The 15,207-nt window shown below is 75.1% G+C and carries 13 protein-coding genes; 9 read left to right on the top strand and 4 right to left on the bottom strand.

Annotated features, from left to right (window positions below; all coding sequences use genetic code 11):
- The first annotated feature begins 27 nt into the window (after positions 1-27).
- Positions 28-1,029, top strand: coding sequence for an SLAC1 family transporter (locus FJQ57_RS10305; protein WP_139979864.1), 1,002 nt, complete (start codon positions 28-30; stop codon positions 1,027-1,029).
- A gap of 41 nt (positions 1,030-1,070) precedes the next feature.
- Here FJQ57_RS10305 and FJQ57_RS10300 read toward each other — a convergent pair whose 3' ends face one another.
- Positions 1,071-2,300 (bottom strand): RNA polymerase sigma factor, encoded by a 1,230-nt coding sequence (locus FJQ57_RS10300; RefSeq protein ID WP_139979862.1) that lies wholly within the window; start codon positions 2,298-2,300, stop codon positions 1,071-1,073.
- A 22-nt stretch (positions 2,301-2,322) separates the two neighbouring features.
- Entirely contained in the window at positions 2,323-2,691 is a 369-nt protein-coding gene (locus FJQ57_RS10295) for a YciI family protein (protein WP_139979860.1), read from the bottom strand.
- 130 nt (positions 2,692-2,821) lie between these two features.
- Between FJQ57_RS10295 and FJQ57_RS10290 the strand changes: the two genes are divergently transcribed.
- On the top strand, positions 2,822-3,406 hold the full coding sequence (locus FJQ57_RS10290; RefSeq protein ID WP_170219365.1) for a maleylpyruvate isomerase N-terminal domain-containing protein: 585 nt from the start codon (positions 2,822-2,824) through the stop codon (positions 3,404-3,406).
- A gap of 15 nt (positions 3,407-3,421) precedes the next feature.
- Here FJQ57_RS10290 and FJQ57_RS10285 read toward each other — a convergent pair whose 3' ends face one another.
- Complete coding sequence (locus FJQ57_RS10285; protein WP_139979856.1) at positions 3,422-4,063, bottom strand: maltokinase N-terminal cap-like domain-containing protein; 642 nt, start codon at positions 4,061-4,063, stop codon at positions 3,422-3,424.
- Positions 4,064-4,215: 152 nt separating this feature from the next.
- Between FJQ57_RS10285 and FJQ57_RS10280 the strand changes: the two genes are divergently transcribed.
- The 7 genes from FJQ57_RS10280 to FJQ57_RS10250 all read left to right on the top strand — a co-directional run bounded on the left by FJQ57_RS10280 (position 4,216) and on the right by FJQ57_RS10250 (position 13,392).
- Positions 4,216-4,623: a nuclear transport factor 2 family protein gene (locus tag FJQ57_RS10280; protein ID WP_139979854.1), complete on the top strand. Its 408-nt coding sequence runs from the start codon at positions 4,216-4,218 to the stop codon at positions 4,621-4,623.
- A 4-nt stretch (positions 4,624-4,627) separates the two neighbouring features.
- Positions 4,628-5,536, top strand: coding sequence for an alpha/beta fold hydrolase (locus FJQ57_RS10275; RefSeq protein ID WP_139979852.1), 909 nt, complete (start codon positions 4,628-4,630; stop codon positions 5,534-5,536).
- 284 nt (positions 5,537-5,820) lie between these two features.
- Positions 5,821-7,503, top strand: coding sequence for a potassium-transporting ATPase subunit KdpA (gene kdpA / locus FJQ57_RS10270; RefSeq protein WP_139979850.1), 1,683 nt, complete (start codon positions 5,821-5,823; stop codon positions 7,501-7,503).
- On the top strand, positions 7,500-9,521 hold the full coding sequence (gene kdpB / locus FJQ57_RS10265) for a potassium-transporting ATPase subunit KdpB (protein ID WP_139979849.1): 2,022 nt from the start codon (positions 7,500-7,502) through the stop codon (positions 9,519-9,521). Before kdpA ends, kdpB begins: the two co-directional genes overlap by 4 nt.
- A gap of 12 nt (positions 9,522-9,533) precedes the next feature.
- Positions 9,534-10,151, top strand: a complete 618-nt coding sequence (kdpC, locus tag FJQ57_RS10260; RefSeq protein WP_139979847.1) for a K(+)-transporting ATPase subunit C — start codon at positions 9,534-9,536, stop codon at positions 10,149-10,151.
- Between the two features lie 5 nt (positions 10,152-10,156).
- Entirely contained in the window at positions 10,157-12,703 is a 2,547-nt protein-coding gene (locus tag FJQ57_RS10255) for a DUF4118 domain-containing protein (RefSeq protein ID WP_246081732.1), read from the top strand.
- Positions 12,700-13,392 (top strand): response regulator transcription factor, encoded by a 693-nt coding sequence (locus FJQ57_RS10250; protein WP_139979844.1) that lies wholly within the window; start codon positions 12,700-12,702, stop codon positions 13,390-13,392. Before FJQ57_RS10255 ends, FJQ57_RS10250 begins: the two co-directional genes overlap by 4 nt.
- Positions 13,393-13,429: 37 nt before the next feature.
- Here FJQ57_RS10250 and FJQ57_RS10245 read toward each other — a convergent pair whose 3' ends face one another.
- Entirely contained in the window at positions 13,430-15,199 is a 1,770-nt protein-coding gene (locus tag FJQ57_RS10245) for an MFS transporter (RefSeq protein WP_139979842.1), read from the bottom strand.
- Between the last annotated feature and the right edge of the window lie 8 nt (positions 15,200-15,207).

The raw sequence follows: 15,207 nt of genomic DNA, 5'->3' as shown, positions 1-15,207 counted from the left end.
GCCGGCCCCGGCCGCGAGCCTGGACGCATGGCTGCCGACCCCCGTACGCCGCTCGGCCCGGCCGGGCCCCACTGGTGCACCTGGGTCATGGGCACCGGCATCCTCGCCGTCGCGATGGCCACGCTGCCCGTGGCCGTCCCGGGCTCGACCACCGCCGCACGCGGCCTGTGGGCGCTGGCCGTCGGGCTGCTCGCGGTGGTCGCCGTCGCGTGCGCCCGCCGCGGCCGGGCCCTGCTGGCCGACGTGGCGCTGTGGCCGTTCGTCGGCGCGGCCCCGATGGCGCTGCTGACCGTGGCCACCGGAGGCGTGGTCCTCGGCACGCTGCCCGGACCGGTCGCCGTCGCGCTCTGGGTCGCCGGCACCCTGCTCGGGCTGCTCACCACCGCCGCCGCACCCCGGCTGCTGCGCGGGGACCCGCAGCCCGTCTGGCTGCTGCCCGTCGTCCCGCCGATGGTCTCCGCGGCGACCGGGCCGGTCGTCGTACCGGGGCTGCGGGCCGAAGCGCTGGCCCTGTTCGCGCTGGCCGTGGTGGTCGTCGCGGTCGTCGGGTCGCGGGTCCTGCTGCACCTGCGCCGCACCGGACCGCTGCCGACCGCGGCCGTGCCGACGCTGTTCGTCGTGCTCGGCCCGCTCGGCCAGGGCTCGACCGCGGCCCACCAGCTCGACCTGGGCGTCGTCGTCGCGGGCGTGCTCGCCCTGGCCGCCGCGACCTGGCTGGCCGTCGCCGCCGTCGCCACCCTCGCGGCGCTGCGCACGGGCCTCGACTTCTCGCTGGCCTGGTGGTCGTTCACCTTCCCGCTCGGCACCGTCGTCACGGCGACCTCGGGCCTGGCCGCCGAGACCGGGTGGGCCGGCTTCACCGTCGCCGCGACGGTCCTGCTCGGTGCGCTGGCCCTCGTCTGGACCGTCGTCGCGGGCGGCACCCTGCGCGCCGCCCGGTGGTCGAGCGCACGGTGGTCGAGGAGGGACGGGGTCCCGTCTCGAGACCACCTCATCGCAGCCGGGAGATGGTCTCGAGACAGGCGCTAGCGCGACTTCCTCGACCACCGTGTGGACCGGTCGGTCCGGCGCTAGCGCTCCTCCCCCGGCCGCCGCGGGTCGAGACCGTCGCGGCGGCGGGCCAGCCACCGCTCCTCGGCCGGGTTGTCGACCAGCGCCAGCGCCGCGTCGTACGCCGCCCGGGCCTCGGCCGGGCGGCCCAGCCGGCGGAGCAGGTCGGCGCGCACCGCGTGGAAGGGGTGGTACGACGCCAGCGGCCCGGCCAGGGCCTCGACCCGGGCCAGGGCGACCGCCGGGCCGTCGAGCTCGGCGATCGCGACCGCGCGGTTGAGCTCGACGACCGGGCTCGGGTCGAGCGCGGCGAGCTGGCCGTAGAGGGCGGCCACCTGCGACCAGTCGACGTCGGCGGCGGTGGAGGCGTCGGTGTGCACGGCGCCGATCGCGGCGAGGACCTGGTAGCGGCCGGGCCGGTCGAGGGCCAGGCAGGCACGGACCAGCGCGTGCCCCTCGGCGACGAGCTCGCGCGACCAGAGGCCGCGGTCCTGCTCGGGCAGCGCGACCAGCGTGCCGTCGGCGTCGAGGCGCGCGGGTCGGCGCGCCTCGGTGAGCAGCATCAGCGCCAGCAGCCCGGTCACCTCGGGCTCCTCGGGCAGCAGCCGGTGCAGCAACCGGCCCAGCCGGATCGCCTCGCCGGTGAGGTCGTCGCGCACCGCGGTGCCGGAGGTGGCGAGGTAGCCCTCGTTGAACACGAGGTAGACCACGGCCAGCACGGCGTCGAGGCGGGCGGGCAGGTCGGCCGCCGACGGCACCCGGAACGGGATGCCCGCGCCCGCGATCTTGCGCTTGGCGCGGGTGATGCGCTGGGCCATCGTCGTCTCGGGCACCAGGAAGGCCTGGGCGACCTCCGCGACCGTGAGGCCCCCGAGCAGCCGCAGCGTGAGGGCGACCCGCGCCTCGGGGGCCAGGGCGGGGTGGCAGCAGGTGAAGACCATCCGGAGCCGGTCGTCCTCGACCGGTCCGGTGGACTCGTGCGCCGTGTCGTCGGTGATCATCAGCGCGGCCTGGTGCTTGGCGTCGCGGTGCGACTCACGGCGGAGCCGGTCGATGGCCCTGCGGGCGGCGGTCGTGGTCAGCCAGGCGCCCGGGTTGGGTGGGACGCCGTCGACGGGCCACCTCTCGAGCGCGACCAGCAGCGCCTCGCCGGCGGCGTCCTCGGCGACGTCGATGTCACCGAAGCGCCGTACCAGCGAGGCCACCACCCGGCCGAACTCCTCGCGGTAGACCCGCTCGACCGCCTCCACCGGGCCGGCTCCCGCCCGCCGCTCAGGCCTCGGGCTCGGCCTGGAAGGGCCGGACCTCGACCTTGCCCGCGCAGGCCTTGGACCCCTTGGCCGCCCAGGCCAGGGCGGCGTCGAGGTCGGCGGCCTCGATGATCCAGAACCCGCCGAGGTACTCCTTGGACTCCGAGAACGGCCCGTCGGTCACGACCGGCGCGTCGCCGGTGGCGTCGACCACGGTCGTGGCCGCGTGGTCCTGCAGGCCGCCGGCGAACACCCAGGCGCCCTGCTCCTGCAGCTCGTCGTTGAAGGCGCTGACGGCCTCGAAGATCGGCTGCATCTGCTCCATCGTCATCTCCGCCATCTCGGCGGCGCCGGCCTCGTCGTGGTTGACGGCCAGGAAGTACTGCGGCATCTCGTGCTCCTCGTGGATCGGTGTCGTGGCGGCCCCTGCGGCTGCCTCACACCCTCTCCACGAACGGGTCGGGCCGGGTACGACAGCCCACCCGGACTTTTCCTGGAATCTTGTCCACTAGCGTCTGGACGTGACCGACTGGGGTGCCCTGTACGCCGACCACGTGGCTCGGCTCGCCACCCTCGCCGACGGCCTCGCGCCCGACGACGGGGGCCGCCCCGTCCCCGGCACGCCGGCCTGGACGGTGCACGACGTCCTCGCCCACCTCGCCGGCGTCGGTGCCGACAACCTCACCGGCCGGACCGACGGGGCGCCGGGGCCGGAGTGGACGGCCTTCCAGGTCGCCGAGCGCGCCGCGCTCCCCCTGGCGGCCGTCGTCGAGGAGCTGGTCACCAACGCGGCCGACGTGGCCGCGGTCGTCGATGCTGGCAGCACCGGCATCACCTACGACGTCAGCACCCACCACGCCGACCTGCTCGAGGCCCTCGGTCGACCCCGGCTCGCCGAGCCCCTGTGGCGACCCGTGCTCGACGACGTCGCCCCCCGCCGGGCCTCCGGGCTGGTCGACCGGGTGCCGGCGTACGAGCTGTGGCGGGGGATCTTCTCCCGCCGCTCCCAGGCCCAGCTGCGAGCGCTGGGGCTCAGCGCGGAGCAGGCAGCCGACCTCGGCTTCTTCGGGCCGCGCACCGACGACCAGCCGGTGCCGGGGACCTGACGCTCAGCGCAACGCTCAGCGCACGCGGGCCAGGAGCGCGGGCTCGCTGTGGTTGGGCCAGCGGCCCGTGAGGGTATGCGCGCCGGTGACGTCGTGCACCGTCGTGGGCTGCAGCACCCGGAACACGGTGATCTCGTGGCCACCGGCGAGCAGGACCGTGCCCTCGTCGTCCTCGGTGCGCTGCTCGACCTGACCGACCTCGGGCACCTCGGTGCCGGGGACGCCGCTGCCGCGGGCGAAGGTCGTCGACTCGCGGACCTCGCGCTCCCCGTCGACCTCGACCTCCTCGGGGGCGTGGGCGTCGCCGGTCAGCACGGCCCGCAGCAGCGCGCCGACGTAGACCGGGTCGTCGCAGCCGCAGAAGGCGAAGCGCGGCCCGAGCACGCTGTGCTGCATCTCGGAGACCAGCTTGTCCTCGGCGCCGGGGAGCGGGGCGTCGCGGTAGGTGATCGGCACCTGGAGCACCGGGCCGCCGGCGGGCTGGACGATGAAGGTCTCCAGCCCGACCCGGTCGGCGGGGTCGTCGAACCGGAACGCGCCCAGCACCTGGACGGACTCGGGCGCGGGCGGGCCGACGTACCAGGGCTGCAGCGGGACCCAGGCGGAGAGCATCTCGGCCTTGGTCGGCGTGAGCGTGGCGCGGTGGAGGAGGGCCATGACCTCCATTGTTGCCACGCCCCCGGGGCCGGTCCCACACCCCTGAGCACAGACCGCCCCGCCCCGCCCCCCGGGGTGAGCCGTCATCGGCGCCCGGGACACAGGCGTCCTCGCGAGGTCGGTGCGGCCGCGCCGCGGTGGACAATGCCCCGGTGACCGCCGCCACCGACACCCCCGACGCCCCCGCCCCCGTCGCCGCCTGGCACCGCCTCGTCGAGTCCCGCGACCCGGCCGGTCTCGACGACCTGCTCGCCGACGACTGCGTCTTCCGCTCCCCGGCCGTGCACACACCGCAGGAGGGCAAGGCGCTCACCACCGCCTACCTGCGGGCCGCGATGGTCGTGCTCGGCCCGACCCTGCGCTACCTCGAGGAGTGGTACGGCGACGGGTCGGCCGTGCTGGAGTTCGAGGCCGAGGTGTCCGGCAAGGTCGTGCACGGCGTCGACATGCTGCGGTGGGGCGCCGACGGGCGGCTGACCTCGTTCACCGTCATGGTCCGGCCCGCGAAGGGGCTCGAGGTCGTCATCGCGGCCATGGGCGCCGAGCTGACGAGGGGCTGAGCCGGTGGCCGACCCGGTGCTCCCCGGGTTCGACGAGGTCGACGTCGCGGTCGACGGTGACGAGGGCAGCGTCCGCATCCACGCGCGGGTCGGCGGGTCGGGGCCGCCCGTGCTGCTGCTGCACGGCTACCCGCAGACCTCGGCCATGTGGCACTCGGTCGCGCCCGCGCTGGCCGGGACGCACACGGTCGTCGCGGCCGACCTGCGCGGCTACGGCCGCTCCGAGCGGCCCGCCTCGAGCGCCGACCACACGGCGTACGGCAAGCGGGCGATGGCCGCCGACCAGGTCGGGCTCATGCGGGCGCTGGGCCACGAGCGGTTCGCCGTCGTGGGGCACGACCGCGGCGCCCGGGTGACCCACCGGATGTGCCTCGACCACCCCGACGCCGTGACTCGGGCCGCGGTGCTCGACATCGCCCCCACCCGGCACGTGCTCGGCCACGTCGACCGGCTGCTGGCGCAGGTCTACGAGCACTGGTTCTTCCTGTCGCAGGAGACCGACGTGCCCGAGACCCTCGTCGGCGCCGCGCCCGAGCACTACCTGCGCGCCAAGCTCGCCGCCTGGTCGGGCGAGGGCGCGGTGTTCGACGAGGCGGCCCTGCAGGAGTACGTCGACTGCTTCGACGCCGCCTCGGTGCACGCCACGTGCGAGGACTACCGCGCCGGCGTCACCTGCGACCTGGCCCTCGACGACGCCGACCACGCCGCCGGGCTCCGGGTCACCTGCCCGCTGCTGGTGCTGTGGGGCGCGGCCGGGTTCGTCGGCCTCGCCTACGACGCGCTCGCGGTCTGGCGCGACCACCACGCCGACCCGGCGCTGGTCACCGGCCACGGCGTCCCCGGCGGCCACTTCGTGCCCGAGGAGGCACCCGCGGAGGTGCTCGCCGCGCTGCGGGCGTTCCTGGGCGACTGACCCGCGACCGGACCGCCGGGCTCTGCGGCCCGACCCACGGTGGTCCCGGGCCGCCTGCGGCCTGTCTCGAGACCACGCCGGCCGACCGCGGTGGCGGCGTGACCGGCGCCACCGGGGCGTTCGGGACACGTCAAGGCCGGTGGCCACGCCGTCAGGGAACCATCAAGACGGTCCGCAGCCACCTCGCCGAGGCGCTGCGATGGCCGACGTGAACGACCTCATCTACCTGCTGGTCACGGTGGCGGCCTTCGTGCTGCTCACGCTGCTGGCCCGAGCCCTCGACTGTGAGTGAGACCGGCACGGCGCTGGGCCAGGTCGCCCTGCTCGCCGCCCTCCTCGTCCTGACGGTCCCCTTCCTGGGCCGCGGCCTCGCCGCGACCTACTCCCCCGGCGGCCGCCACCTCGGCGCGGAGCGGGTCGCCTACCGCGTGCTGCGGGTGGACCCCGACGCCGACCAGCACTGGCGCTCGTACGTCGGCGCGGTGCTCGGCTTCTCGCTCGTCGGCGTCCTGGCCCTGTACGCCCTGGGTCGGCTCCAGCAGCACCTGCCGTACTCGCTCGGCTTCCCGGCCCTGCCGGCCGACGGGGCGTGGAACACCGCCGTCTCGTTCGTGACCAACACCAACTGGCAGTGGTACTCCGGCGAGGCGGCCACCGGCCACCTCTACCAGGCCACCGGCCTGGCCGTGCAGAACTTCCTCTCCGCCGCCGTCGGCATGGCCGTCGCGGCCGCGTTCGTGCGCGGCCTGGCCCGCCGGAGGACGGGCGAGGGCGACGGCGCCGGCCGGGTCGGCAACTTCTGGGCCGACCTGGTGCGCACGACGGTGCGGGTGCTGCTGCCGATGGCCCTGCTGCTCGCCGTGGTCTTGGCCGTCCTCGGCGTCGTGCAGAACCTGCACGACCCGCAGGCCGTCACGACGCTCACCGGCGGGCAGCAGTCCATCGCCGGCGGCCCGGTGGCCTCCCAGGAGGCGATCAAGCAGCTCGGGACCAACGGCGGCGGGTTCTACAACGCCAACTCCGCCCACCCCTTCGAGAACCCCGGCCCGATCAGCAACCTGCTGGCGACGTACGCGATGCTCGTCATCCCGTTCGCGCTGGCCTGGGCCTTCGGGATCATGGCCGGCGACCGCCGCCAGGGCGGGGCCGTGCTCGCCGTCATGGCCGTCCTGTTCGCCACCTCGGTGGCCCTGCTGACCTGGGCCGAGATGGCCGGCCCCGGCCAGGCCCCGCAGCTGGCGGGCGGCGCGATGGAGGGCAAGGAGCAGCGCTTCGGCCTCGCCGCGACCGCGCTCTGGGCGGCCACGACCACCGGCACCTCCACCGGCGCCGTCAACGGCATGCACGACTCGCTGACCGCGCCCGGCGGCGGCATCGCGATGTTCAACATGATGCTCGGCGAGGTCATCCCCGGCGGCGTCGGCTCCGGCCTGTACGGGATGCTCGTGCTCGCCGTCGTCACGGTCTTCATCTCCGGCCTCATGGTGGGCCGCACCCCGGAGTACCTCGGCAAGCGCATCGGCCAGCGCGAGATCGTCCTCGTCGCCGGCTACGTGCTCACCACGCCCACCCTCGTGCTCGTCGGTGGCGCGCTGGCCCTGACCACGGCCGACGGCCTGGCCGGGCTGCAGGCCAGCGGCCCCCACGGCCTGTCCGAGGCGGTGTACGCCGTCGCCTCGGCGTCGAACAACAACGGCTCGGCCTTCGCCGGGCTCACCTCGGGCACCCCGTTCTGGAACTCCCTGCTCGGCACCTGCATGCTGCTCGGCCGGTTCGTGCCCATCGTCCTGGTCCTGGCCCTGGCCGGCCGGTTCGCCCGCCAGGGCGTGCGGCCGCCGAGCAGCGGCACCCTGCCCACCCACCGTCCCCTGTTCGTCGTCCTGCTCGCCGGCGTGACGCTGGTGCTGGTCGGCCTGACCTACGTGCCGGTGCTCGCGCTCGGCCCGATCGCGGAGTCCCTGTCATGAGCGCCTCGACCCCCGGTGCGGGCACCGGCGTCCTCACCGTCCCCCAGCTCACCGAGGCCCTGCCCGGCGCGCTGCGCAAGCTCGACCCACGCGAGCTGCTGGCCACCCCGGTGATGCTCGTGGTCGAGGTCGGCGCGGCGGTCACCACCGTGCTCGCGGTCCTCGACCCCAGCACCCTCGGCTGGACGGTCACGGTGTGGCTGTGGCTGACCGTCGTCTTCGGCACGTTGGCCGAGTCGGTCGCCGAGGGCCGGGGCAAGGCGCAGGCCGCGAGCCTGCGCGAGCTGCAGACCGAGACGCCCGCCCGTCGTCGTGTGCCGGACGGGGGCACCGAGGAGGTCTCCTCGACCGCCCTGCGGGCCGGCGACGTGGTCGTGGTCGCCGCCGGCGAGCGGATCCCCGGTGACGGCGACGTCGTCGAGGGCGTCGCCTCGGTCGACGAGTCGGCGGTCACGGGCGAGTCGGCCCCGGTCATCCGCGAGTCCGGTGGCGACCGCAGCGCGGTCACCGGCGGCACCGTGGTGCTCTCCGACGAGATCGTCGTGCGCATCTCCTCCGAGCCCGGCCACTCCTTCGTCGACCGGATGATCGCGCTGGTCGAGGGGTCCGAGCGCCAGCGCACGCCCAACGAGGTCGCGCTCAACGTGCTGCTCAGCGCGCTCACGGTCGTCTTCATCGTCGTGGTCGGCACCCTGTGGGCCTTCGCCGACTACAGCGACGTCGACCTGTCGCCGACCGTCCTGGTCGCCCTGCTCGTCTGCCTCATCCCGACCACCATCGGCGCCCTGCTCTCCGCCATCGGCATCGCCGGCATGGACCGGCTCGTGCGCCGCAACGTGCTCGCGATGTCGGGCCGCGCGGTCGAGGCCGCGGGTGACGTCGACGTGCTCCTGCTCGACAAGACCGGCACCATCACGCACGGCAACCGCCGCGCCTCGGAGCTGCTGGCCCTCGACGGCGTGGGCGCCGAGGAGCTGGAGCGGGCCGCGTTGCTGGCCTCCCTGGCCGACGAGACCCCCGAGGGTCGCAGCATCGTCGACCTCGTCGGGCTCGTCGGTGGTGAGCGACGGGTGCCCGACGGCGCCGCGTTCGTCGAGTTCTCCGCCACCACGCGGATGAGCGGCGTCGACGTCGGTGACCGCGAGGTCCGCAAGGGGGCCGCCTCGGCCGTCACGGAGTGGGTCGGCGAGCGCTCCGCCCAGCTCGACGCCCTGGTGGAGCGGATCAGCGCCTCGGGCGGCACGCCGCTCGTCGTGGCCGAGAAGGTCGGCGGCCGGGCCCGGCTGCTGGGCGTCGTCCACCTCAAGGACGTCGTCAAGGACGGCATCCGCGAGCGGTTCGAGGAGATGCGGGCCATGGGCATCCGCACCGTGATGATCACCGGCGACAACCGCGTCACCGCCGAGGCCATCGCCCGCGAGGCCGGTGTCGACGACGTGCTGGCCGAGGCCACGCCGGAGGACAAGCTGGCCCTGATCCGCCGCGAGCAGGAGGGCGGCCGGATGGTCGCCATGTGCGGCGACGGCACCAACGACGCCCCCGCGCTGGCCCAGGCCGACGTCGGCGTCGCCATGAACACCGGGACGACCGCGGCCAAAGAGGCCGGCAACATGGTCGACCTCGACTCCGACCCGACCAAGCTCATCGACGTCGTCGAGATCGGCAAGCAGCTGCTCATCACCCGCGGCGCGCTGACCACGTTCTCGGTGGCCAACGACGTCGCGAAGTACTTCGCGATCCTGCCGGCACTGTTCCTCGGCACGTTCCCGCAGCTCGACGTCCTCAACGTCATGCGGCTCTCGACCCCGGAGTCGGCGATCGCCTCGGCCGTCATCTTCAACGCCCTCGTCATCGTGCTGCTGATCCCGCTGTCGCTGCGCGGCGTGGCCTGGACGCCGTCGACGGCCTCGGCCCTGCTGCAGCGCAACCTGCTCGTCTACGGGCTCGGGGGGCTGGTCGCGCCGTTCGTCGGCATCAAGCTCATCGACCTCGTCGTCTCGCTCGTCCCGGGTCTCTAGGAGGGACCGACCATGCTCCAGGACCTCTACTCCCTCGCCCGCTACGCCCTCGCCGGGCTGCGGGTGCTCGTCGCCCTGACGCTGCTGCTCGGCGTCCTCTACCCGCTGGCGGTGCTCGGCTTCGCCCAGGCCGCCGTGCCGTGGCGCGCCGACGGCTCGCTCCTCACCGCGACCGGTGGGCACACCACCGACCCCGGCGACGCCGTCGGCTCCGCCCTGCTCGGCCAGCTCGTCGACGACCCGACCCTCTTCCAGCCCCGGCCGTCGGCCGCCGGCGACGGGTACGACCCGCTGTCGTCGTACGGCTCCAACCTGGGGCCTGACGACCCGCGGCTCGTCGACCTCGTGCGCGAGCGTCAGGCCGAGGTCGCCGAGCGGGAGGGCGTGGCCGTCGCACAGGTGCCGCCGGACGCCGTCACCGCGTCGGGCTCGGGCCTGGACCCCGCCATCTCGCCGGCGTACGCCGCGCTGCAGGTGCCGCGGGTGGCCCGCGAGAACGGCCTGGGCGAGGACGAGGTGCGCGACCTGGTCGCGGAGCACACCACCGGCCGGGCGCTGGGCACCCTGGGCGAGCCGGCGGTCGACGTGCTCGAGCTCAACATCGCCGTCCGCGCCGCTGCGGGACAATGACTGGTGTGGAGGACCAGCCGGGGCGTCGCGGGCGGTTGAGCGTCTACCTGGGTGCGGCCCCCGGGGTCGGCAAGACCTACGCCATGCTCGGCGAGGGCTGCCGGCGCCGGGAGCGGGGCACCGACGTCGTCGTCGGGTACGTCGAGACGCACGGGCGGCCCGCGACCGAGCGGATGATCGGCGGCCTGGAGGTCGTGCCGCGCCGCGAGGTGCACCACCGCGGAGCCGTGCTGACCGAGATGGACGTCGACGCGGTGCTCGCCCGCAGGCCCGCGGTGGTGCTGGTCGACGAGCTCGCCCACACCAACGCCCCGGGCAGCAGGCACGCCAAGCGCGCCGGTGACGTCGAGGAGCTGCGCGCGGCCGGGATCGACGTCGTCACCACGGTCAACATCCAGCACCTCGAGTCGCTCAACGACGAGGTCGAGCGGATCACCGGCGTGCGCCAGCGCGAGACGGTGCCCGACGAGGTCGTCCGCACCGCCGACCAGATCCAGCTGGTCGACATGGCGCCCGAGGCGCTGCGGCGCCGGATGGCGCACGGCAACGTCTACCGGGCCGACCGCATCGACGCCTCCCTCACGTCGTTCTTCCGGGTCGGCAACCTCACCGCGCTGCGCGAGCTGGCGCTGCTGTGGGTGGCCGACCGGGTCGACGACGCGCTCGGCGACTACCGCCGCGCGCACGACATCGAGCACCCCTGGCCGACCAAGGAGCGCATCGTCGTCGCTGTCACCGGCGGCCCCGAGAGCGAGACCCTGCTGCGCCGCGGGGCCCGGCTCGCCCAGCGGGCGGCGGGCTCGGAGCTGCTGGCCGTGCACGTCATCGCCTCCGACGGCCTGCTCGACGGCGGCACGTCCGACCCCACCCGGATCGCCCGGGCCCAGCAGCTGGTCGCCTCCCTCGGCGGCACCTGGCACCCCGTGGTCGGCGAGGACGTCGCGGCCGCCGTGGTCGACTTCGCCACCGGCGCCAACGCGACGATGGTCGTCGTCGGCGTCTCGCGGCACTCGCGGCTGCGGCGCCTGTTCGCCGGCACCACCGGCGACCGGATCGCCTCCCTGGCCGGGTCGATCGACGTCCACCTCGTCACCCACGACCAGGTCGCCCGGGGCGCACGGCGCCGGGGCACGGTCTCCCCGCTCAGCCCCCGCCGCCAGGTCGCGGGCTGGGTGCTGGCCCTCGCCCTGCCCGCGGTGCTGACCTTCGTGCTCCAGGCCTTCGACGACACCGACCAGCTGCCGCTGGCCGAGATGCTGCTGCTCGCCGGCGCGGTGGTGGTCGCCCTGGTCGGCGGCCTGCTGCCGGCCCTGCTGGCCGCCCTGGTCAGCTTCCTCGCCCTCAACTGGATCTTCACCCCGCCCACCGGCACCCTCACCGTCGCCGAGCCGGCCAACCTCCTCTCCCTCCTCGTGTACGTCGCCGTGGCGGCCGGCGTGGCCACGGTCGTCGACCGGGCCTCCCGGCGGGCCGGGGAGTTCGTCCGGGCCCGGACCGAGGCCGCCACCCTGGGCTCGCTGTCGCGCTCGGTGCTCACCGGCCAGGACACCGCCGAGGCCATCGTGGAGCGGGTGCGCGAGACGTTCGGCCAGGACGCGGTCTCCCTGCTCGCCCGCTCCCCCGCCGGCTGGGACCTCCTCGCCTCCTGCGGGCCCGACCCGGCCCGCGACCCCGCCGAGGCCGACACCCGCGTCACCGTCGACGACGACCGTGCCCTGTGCCTGCGCGGCGAGCCGCTGCGCGCCTCCGACCAGCGGGTCGTCGAGGGGTTCGCGGTGCAGACCAGCCTGGTCCTGGAGTACCGCCGGCTGCGCGAGCGCGAGCAGCGCGCGGCCGCACTGGAGTCGGCCGAGGCCACCAGCACCGCCCTGCTCCGCGCCGTCTCCCACGACCTGCGCACGCCGCTGGCCACCATGCGGGCCTCGGTCGACGGGCTCGTGCACGGCGGCGACCTCGACGACGGCGACCGGGCCGCGCTCCACGACTCCCTCGACTCCTCCACCGACCAGCTCGAGTCGCTCATCGACAACCTGCTCGACCTCTCCCGGCTGCAGACCGGCCTGCTCGTGCCCCGGCTGGCCGACCGCAGCCTCGACGAGGTGCTGCCGCTGGCCGTCTCCGGCCACGCCCCCGGCGCGGTCGAGCTCGACGTCGACGAGCCCGCCCCCGTCGTCCGCACCGACGCGGGGCTGCTCGAGCGGGTCGTGGCCAACCTGGTCGCCAACGCCGTCCGCGTCTCCGGCGGCTCCGGCGGCTCCGGCGGCTCCGGTGCGGCCGAGGGGACGCCGGTGCGGGTGCTGGCCCACGAGCTGCCCGACCGCGTCGAGGTGATGGTCGTCGACCGCGGCCCCGGCGTGCCCGAGGCGCAGCGCGAGCGGATGTTCGCACCGTTCCAGCGCCTCGACGACACCAGCCCCGGCGGCCTGGGGCTCGGGCTCGCCGTGGCGCGCGGCCTGGCCGAGGCCGTCGGCGGCGACCTCAGCGCCGAGGACACCCCCGGCGGGGGCCTGACCATGGTGCTCTCGCTGCCGCGGGCTGCGCGGACCCCGTGAACGCCGTCGCCGCCCACACCGTGCTCGTCGTCGACGACGAGCCGGCCCTGGCCCGCGCCCTGGCCATCAACCTGCGCGCCCACGGCTGGGAGGTCGTCACCGCCGCCGACGGGCGCTCCGCGCTCGAGGCCGCGGCCAGCACCCACCCCGACGTCGTGGTGCTCGACCTCGGGCTGCCCGACATGGACGGCACCGAGGTCATCGCCGGCCTGCGCGGCTGGACGTCGGTGCCGATCGTGGTGCTCTCGGCCCGCCAGCACGGCGAGGACAAGGTCGAGGCCCTCGACCTCGGCGCCGACGACTACGTCACCAAGCCGTTCGCCATGAACGAGCTCATGGCCCGCCTGCGCGCCGCCGTACGCCGCTCGCAGGACGCCCCGCCCACCGAGAGCGTCGTGGCCGTCGGCGACCTGAGCATCGACCTGGCCCGCAAGCGGGTCGCCAAGGCCGGCGCCGACGTGCGGCTCACGCCCACCGAGTGGGCGTTCCTCGAGCTGCTCGCCCGCCACCTCGGACGTCTCGTGCCCCGCGAGCAGGTGCTGCGCGAGGTGTGGGGCCCGGGCTACGAGCACGAGACGCACTACCTGCGGGTCTACGCCGCCCAGCTGCGCCGCAAGCTGGAGGACGACCCCTCCCACCCGCGGCACCTGCGCACCAGCGCCGGCCTCGGCTACACCCTCGAGCCCTGAGCCACCCCGACCCCGCCCGCGCTGACCCGTCGGGGCCCTACGACGGCTCGGTGGCCCGGGGGGCGGCGTGGGTGCCCGCAGCGTGCGACCCGCCCTCGATCGGGGCCTCGTGGGCCTCGGGGTCGACGTGCCGGGCGTGGCCCGGCCCCTGCTCGTCCGCTTGCTCCGCGCCCGGCTGCTCCGCGCCCGGCTGCTCCGCGGGCGGCTGCTGGGGGCCGCCCCGGCTGGCGAAGTCGCGCTGCCGGATGAGCACCACGCTGACGACGGCGCAGGCCAGGCAGAGGACGGCACCGATGAGGAGCACGGTGTTGAGGCCGTCGACGTAGGCCATGACCCCGACGCGGGTCACGGCCTCCTCGGCCGCCCGGGCCGCCTGGTCGCCGCCGCCCTGGCCGGCCTGCTCGGACGCCGCCGACGCCGCGGCCTGCACCTGGCCGCTGGTCAGGGCCTCGGTCAGCCCGCCCAGGGCCTGGTCGGGCACCTGGCCGCCGAGGCCGCGCTCGACGTCGCGGGTGACCTGCTGGGCCAGGATCGAGCCGAGGGCGGCGATGCCGGTGGCGATGCCGACCTGCCGGAAGGTCGAGTTGGCCCCGGACGCCATGCCGGACTGGGCGGGCGAGACGACGCCGACCGCGGTCGAGGCCAGCGCGGGGTTGATCATGCCGACCCCGAAGCCGGCGACGAGCAGGCCGGGCACCAGGTGGGTCCACTCGCCGCGTGCCGTGGAGTAGTCGACGCCGAGCATCAGCAGCAGGCCCACGCCGGCGACGACGAAGCCGGGCGCGATGAGCCACTTGACCGGCACACGCTCGGTGAGCCGGCCCGCGACGATCGCGGCGACGAGGGACGTGCCCGACAGGCACAGGAAGACCAGGCCGGCCTCGATGGCGTCGAAGCCGAGCACGCCCTGGAGGTAGAGGACGAGGTAGGTGAAGAGGGCGAAGACGCCCGCGGAGATGCCGAAGGCGGCGACCAGGCCGCCGACGAAGGTCGGCTTGCGCAGCAGCCCCAGGTCGAACATCGGGTCGCGGCGCAGGCGCTGGGACACCACGAAGGCGACCAGCAGGACCACCGAGGCCACGAAGCAGGCCACGACCCGGGTCTCGCCCCAGCCGAGCTGCCCGGCCTCGATGAGGCCGTAGACCAGGGCCCCCAGGGCGCCCGAGAAGGTGACGAACCCGATCCAGTCGGGCCGCCCGGCCCGCGGGTCGTGCGACTCCTGGACCTTGGTCAGGGTGACGAGGAGGGCGATGGCGCAGATGGGGATGTTGACGAAGAAGATCCACCGCCACGACAGGCCGGTGGTGAGCACGCCGCCCAGGACCGGCCCGACGGCCACCGACACGCCGGTGGTGGCCCCGAAGACGGCGAACGCCGTGCCGCGGTCCTTGCCGGTGAAGGCCGAGGCCAGCAGGGCCAGCGCGGTGGCGAACATCGCCGCCCCGCCGATGCCCTGGGCCGCGCGGGCCAGGGACAGGAACAGGACGTCGCCGGCCAGGCCGCACAGCGTCGACCCCGCGGTGAACAGCAGCAGGCCGATGACGAACACCCGCTTGCGGCCGAACAGGTCGGCCAGCGACCCCGCCGTCAGGAGCAGCGCGGCCAGGCTGAGGGCGTAGGCGTCGATCACCCACTGGACGTCGGACAGCGTGGCGTCGAGGTCGGCCTGGATGTCGAAGAGGGCGACGTTGACGATGGTGACGTCGAGCAGCAGCATGAAGACGCCGGTGCAGACCGCGACGAGGGTCCACCACTTGGCGTCGGCGGCGGGGCGGGTGCCCGGGCGCTCGACCTGGTCCTGGCTCATGGCTCCAC

The organism is Nocardioides litoris, from assembly GCF_006346315.1.
Taxonomy (GTDB): domain Bacteria; phylum Actinomycetota; class Actinomycetes; order Propionibacteriales; family Nocardioidaceae; genus Nocardioides; species Nocardioides litoris.
This window is presented reverse-complemented; position numbering and strand designations above follow the sequence as displayed.

What these genes read in the sequence shown, in the direction of transcription:
- FJQ57_RS10305 (WP_139979864.1), top strand. Translation starts at nt 28, where the DNA reads ATGGCTGCCGACCCCCGTACGCCGCTCGGCCCGGCCGGGCCCCACTGG.
- FJQ57_RS10295 (WP_139979860.1), bottom strand. Translation starts at nt 2,691, where the DNA reads ATGCCGCAGTACTTCCTGGCCGTCAACCACGACGAGGCCGGCGCCGCC.
- FJQ57_RS10285 (WP_139979856.1), bottom strand. Translation starts at nt 4,063, where the DNA reads ATGGCCCTCCTCCACCGCGCCACGCTCACGCCGACCAAGGCCGAGATG.
- kdpB (WP_139979849.1), top strand. Translation starts at nt 7,500, where the DNA reads ATGAGCGCCTCGACCCCCGGTGCGGGCACCGGCGTCCTCACCGTCCCC.
- kdpC (WP_139979847.1), top strand. Translation starts at nt 9,534, where the DNA reads ATGCTCCAGGACCTCTACTCCCTCGCCCGCTACGCCCTCGCCGGGCTG.
- FJQ57_RS10245 (WP_139979842.1), bottom strand. Translation starts at nt 15,199, where the DNA reads ATGAGCCAGGACCAGGTCGAGCGCCCGGGCACCCGCCCCGCCGCCGAC.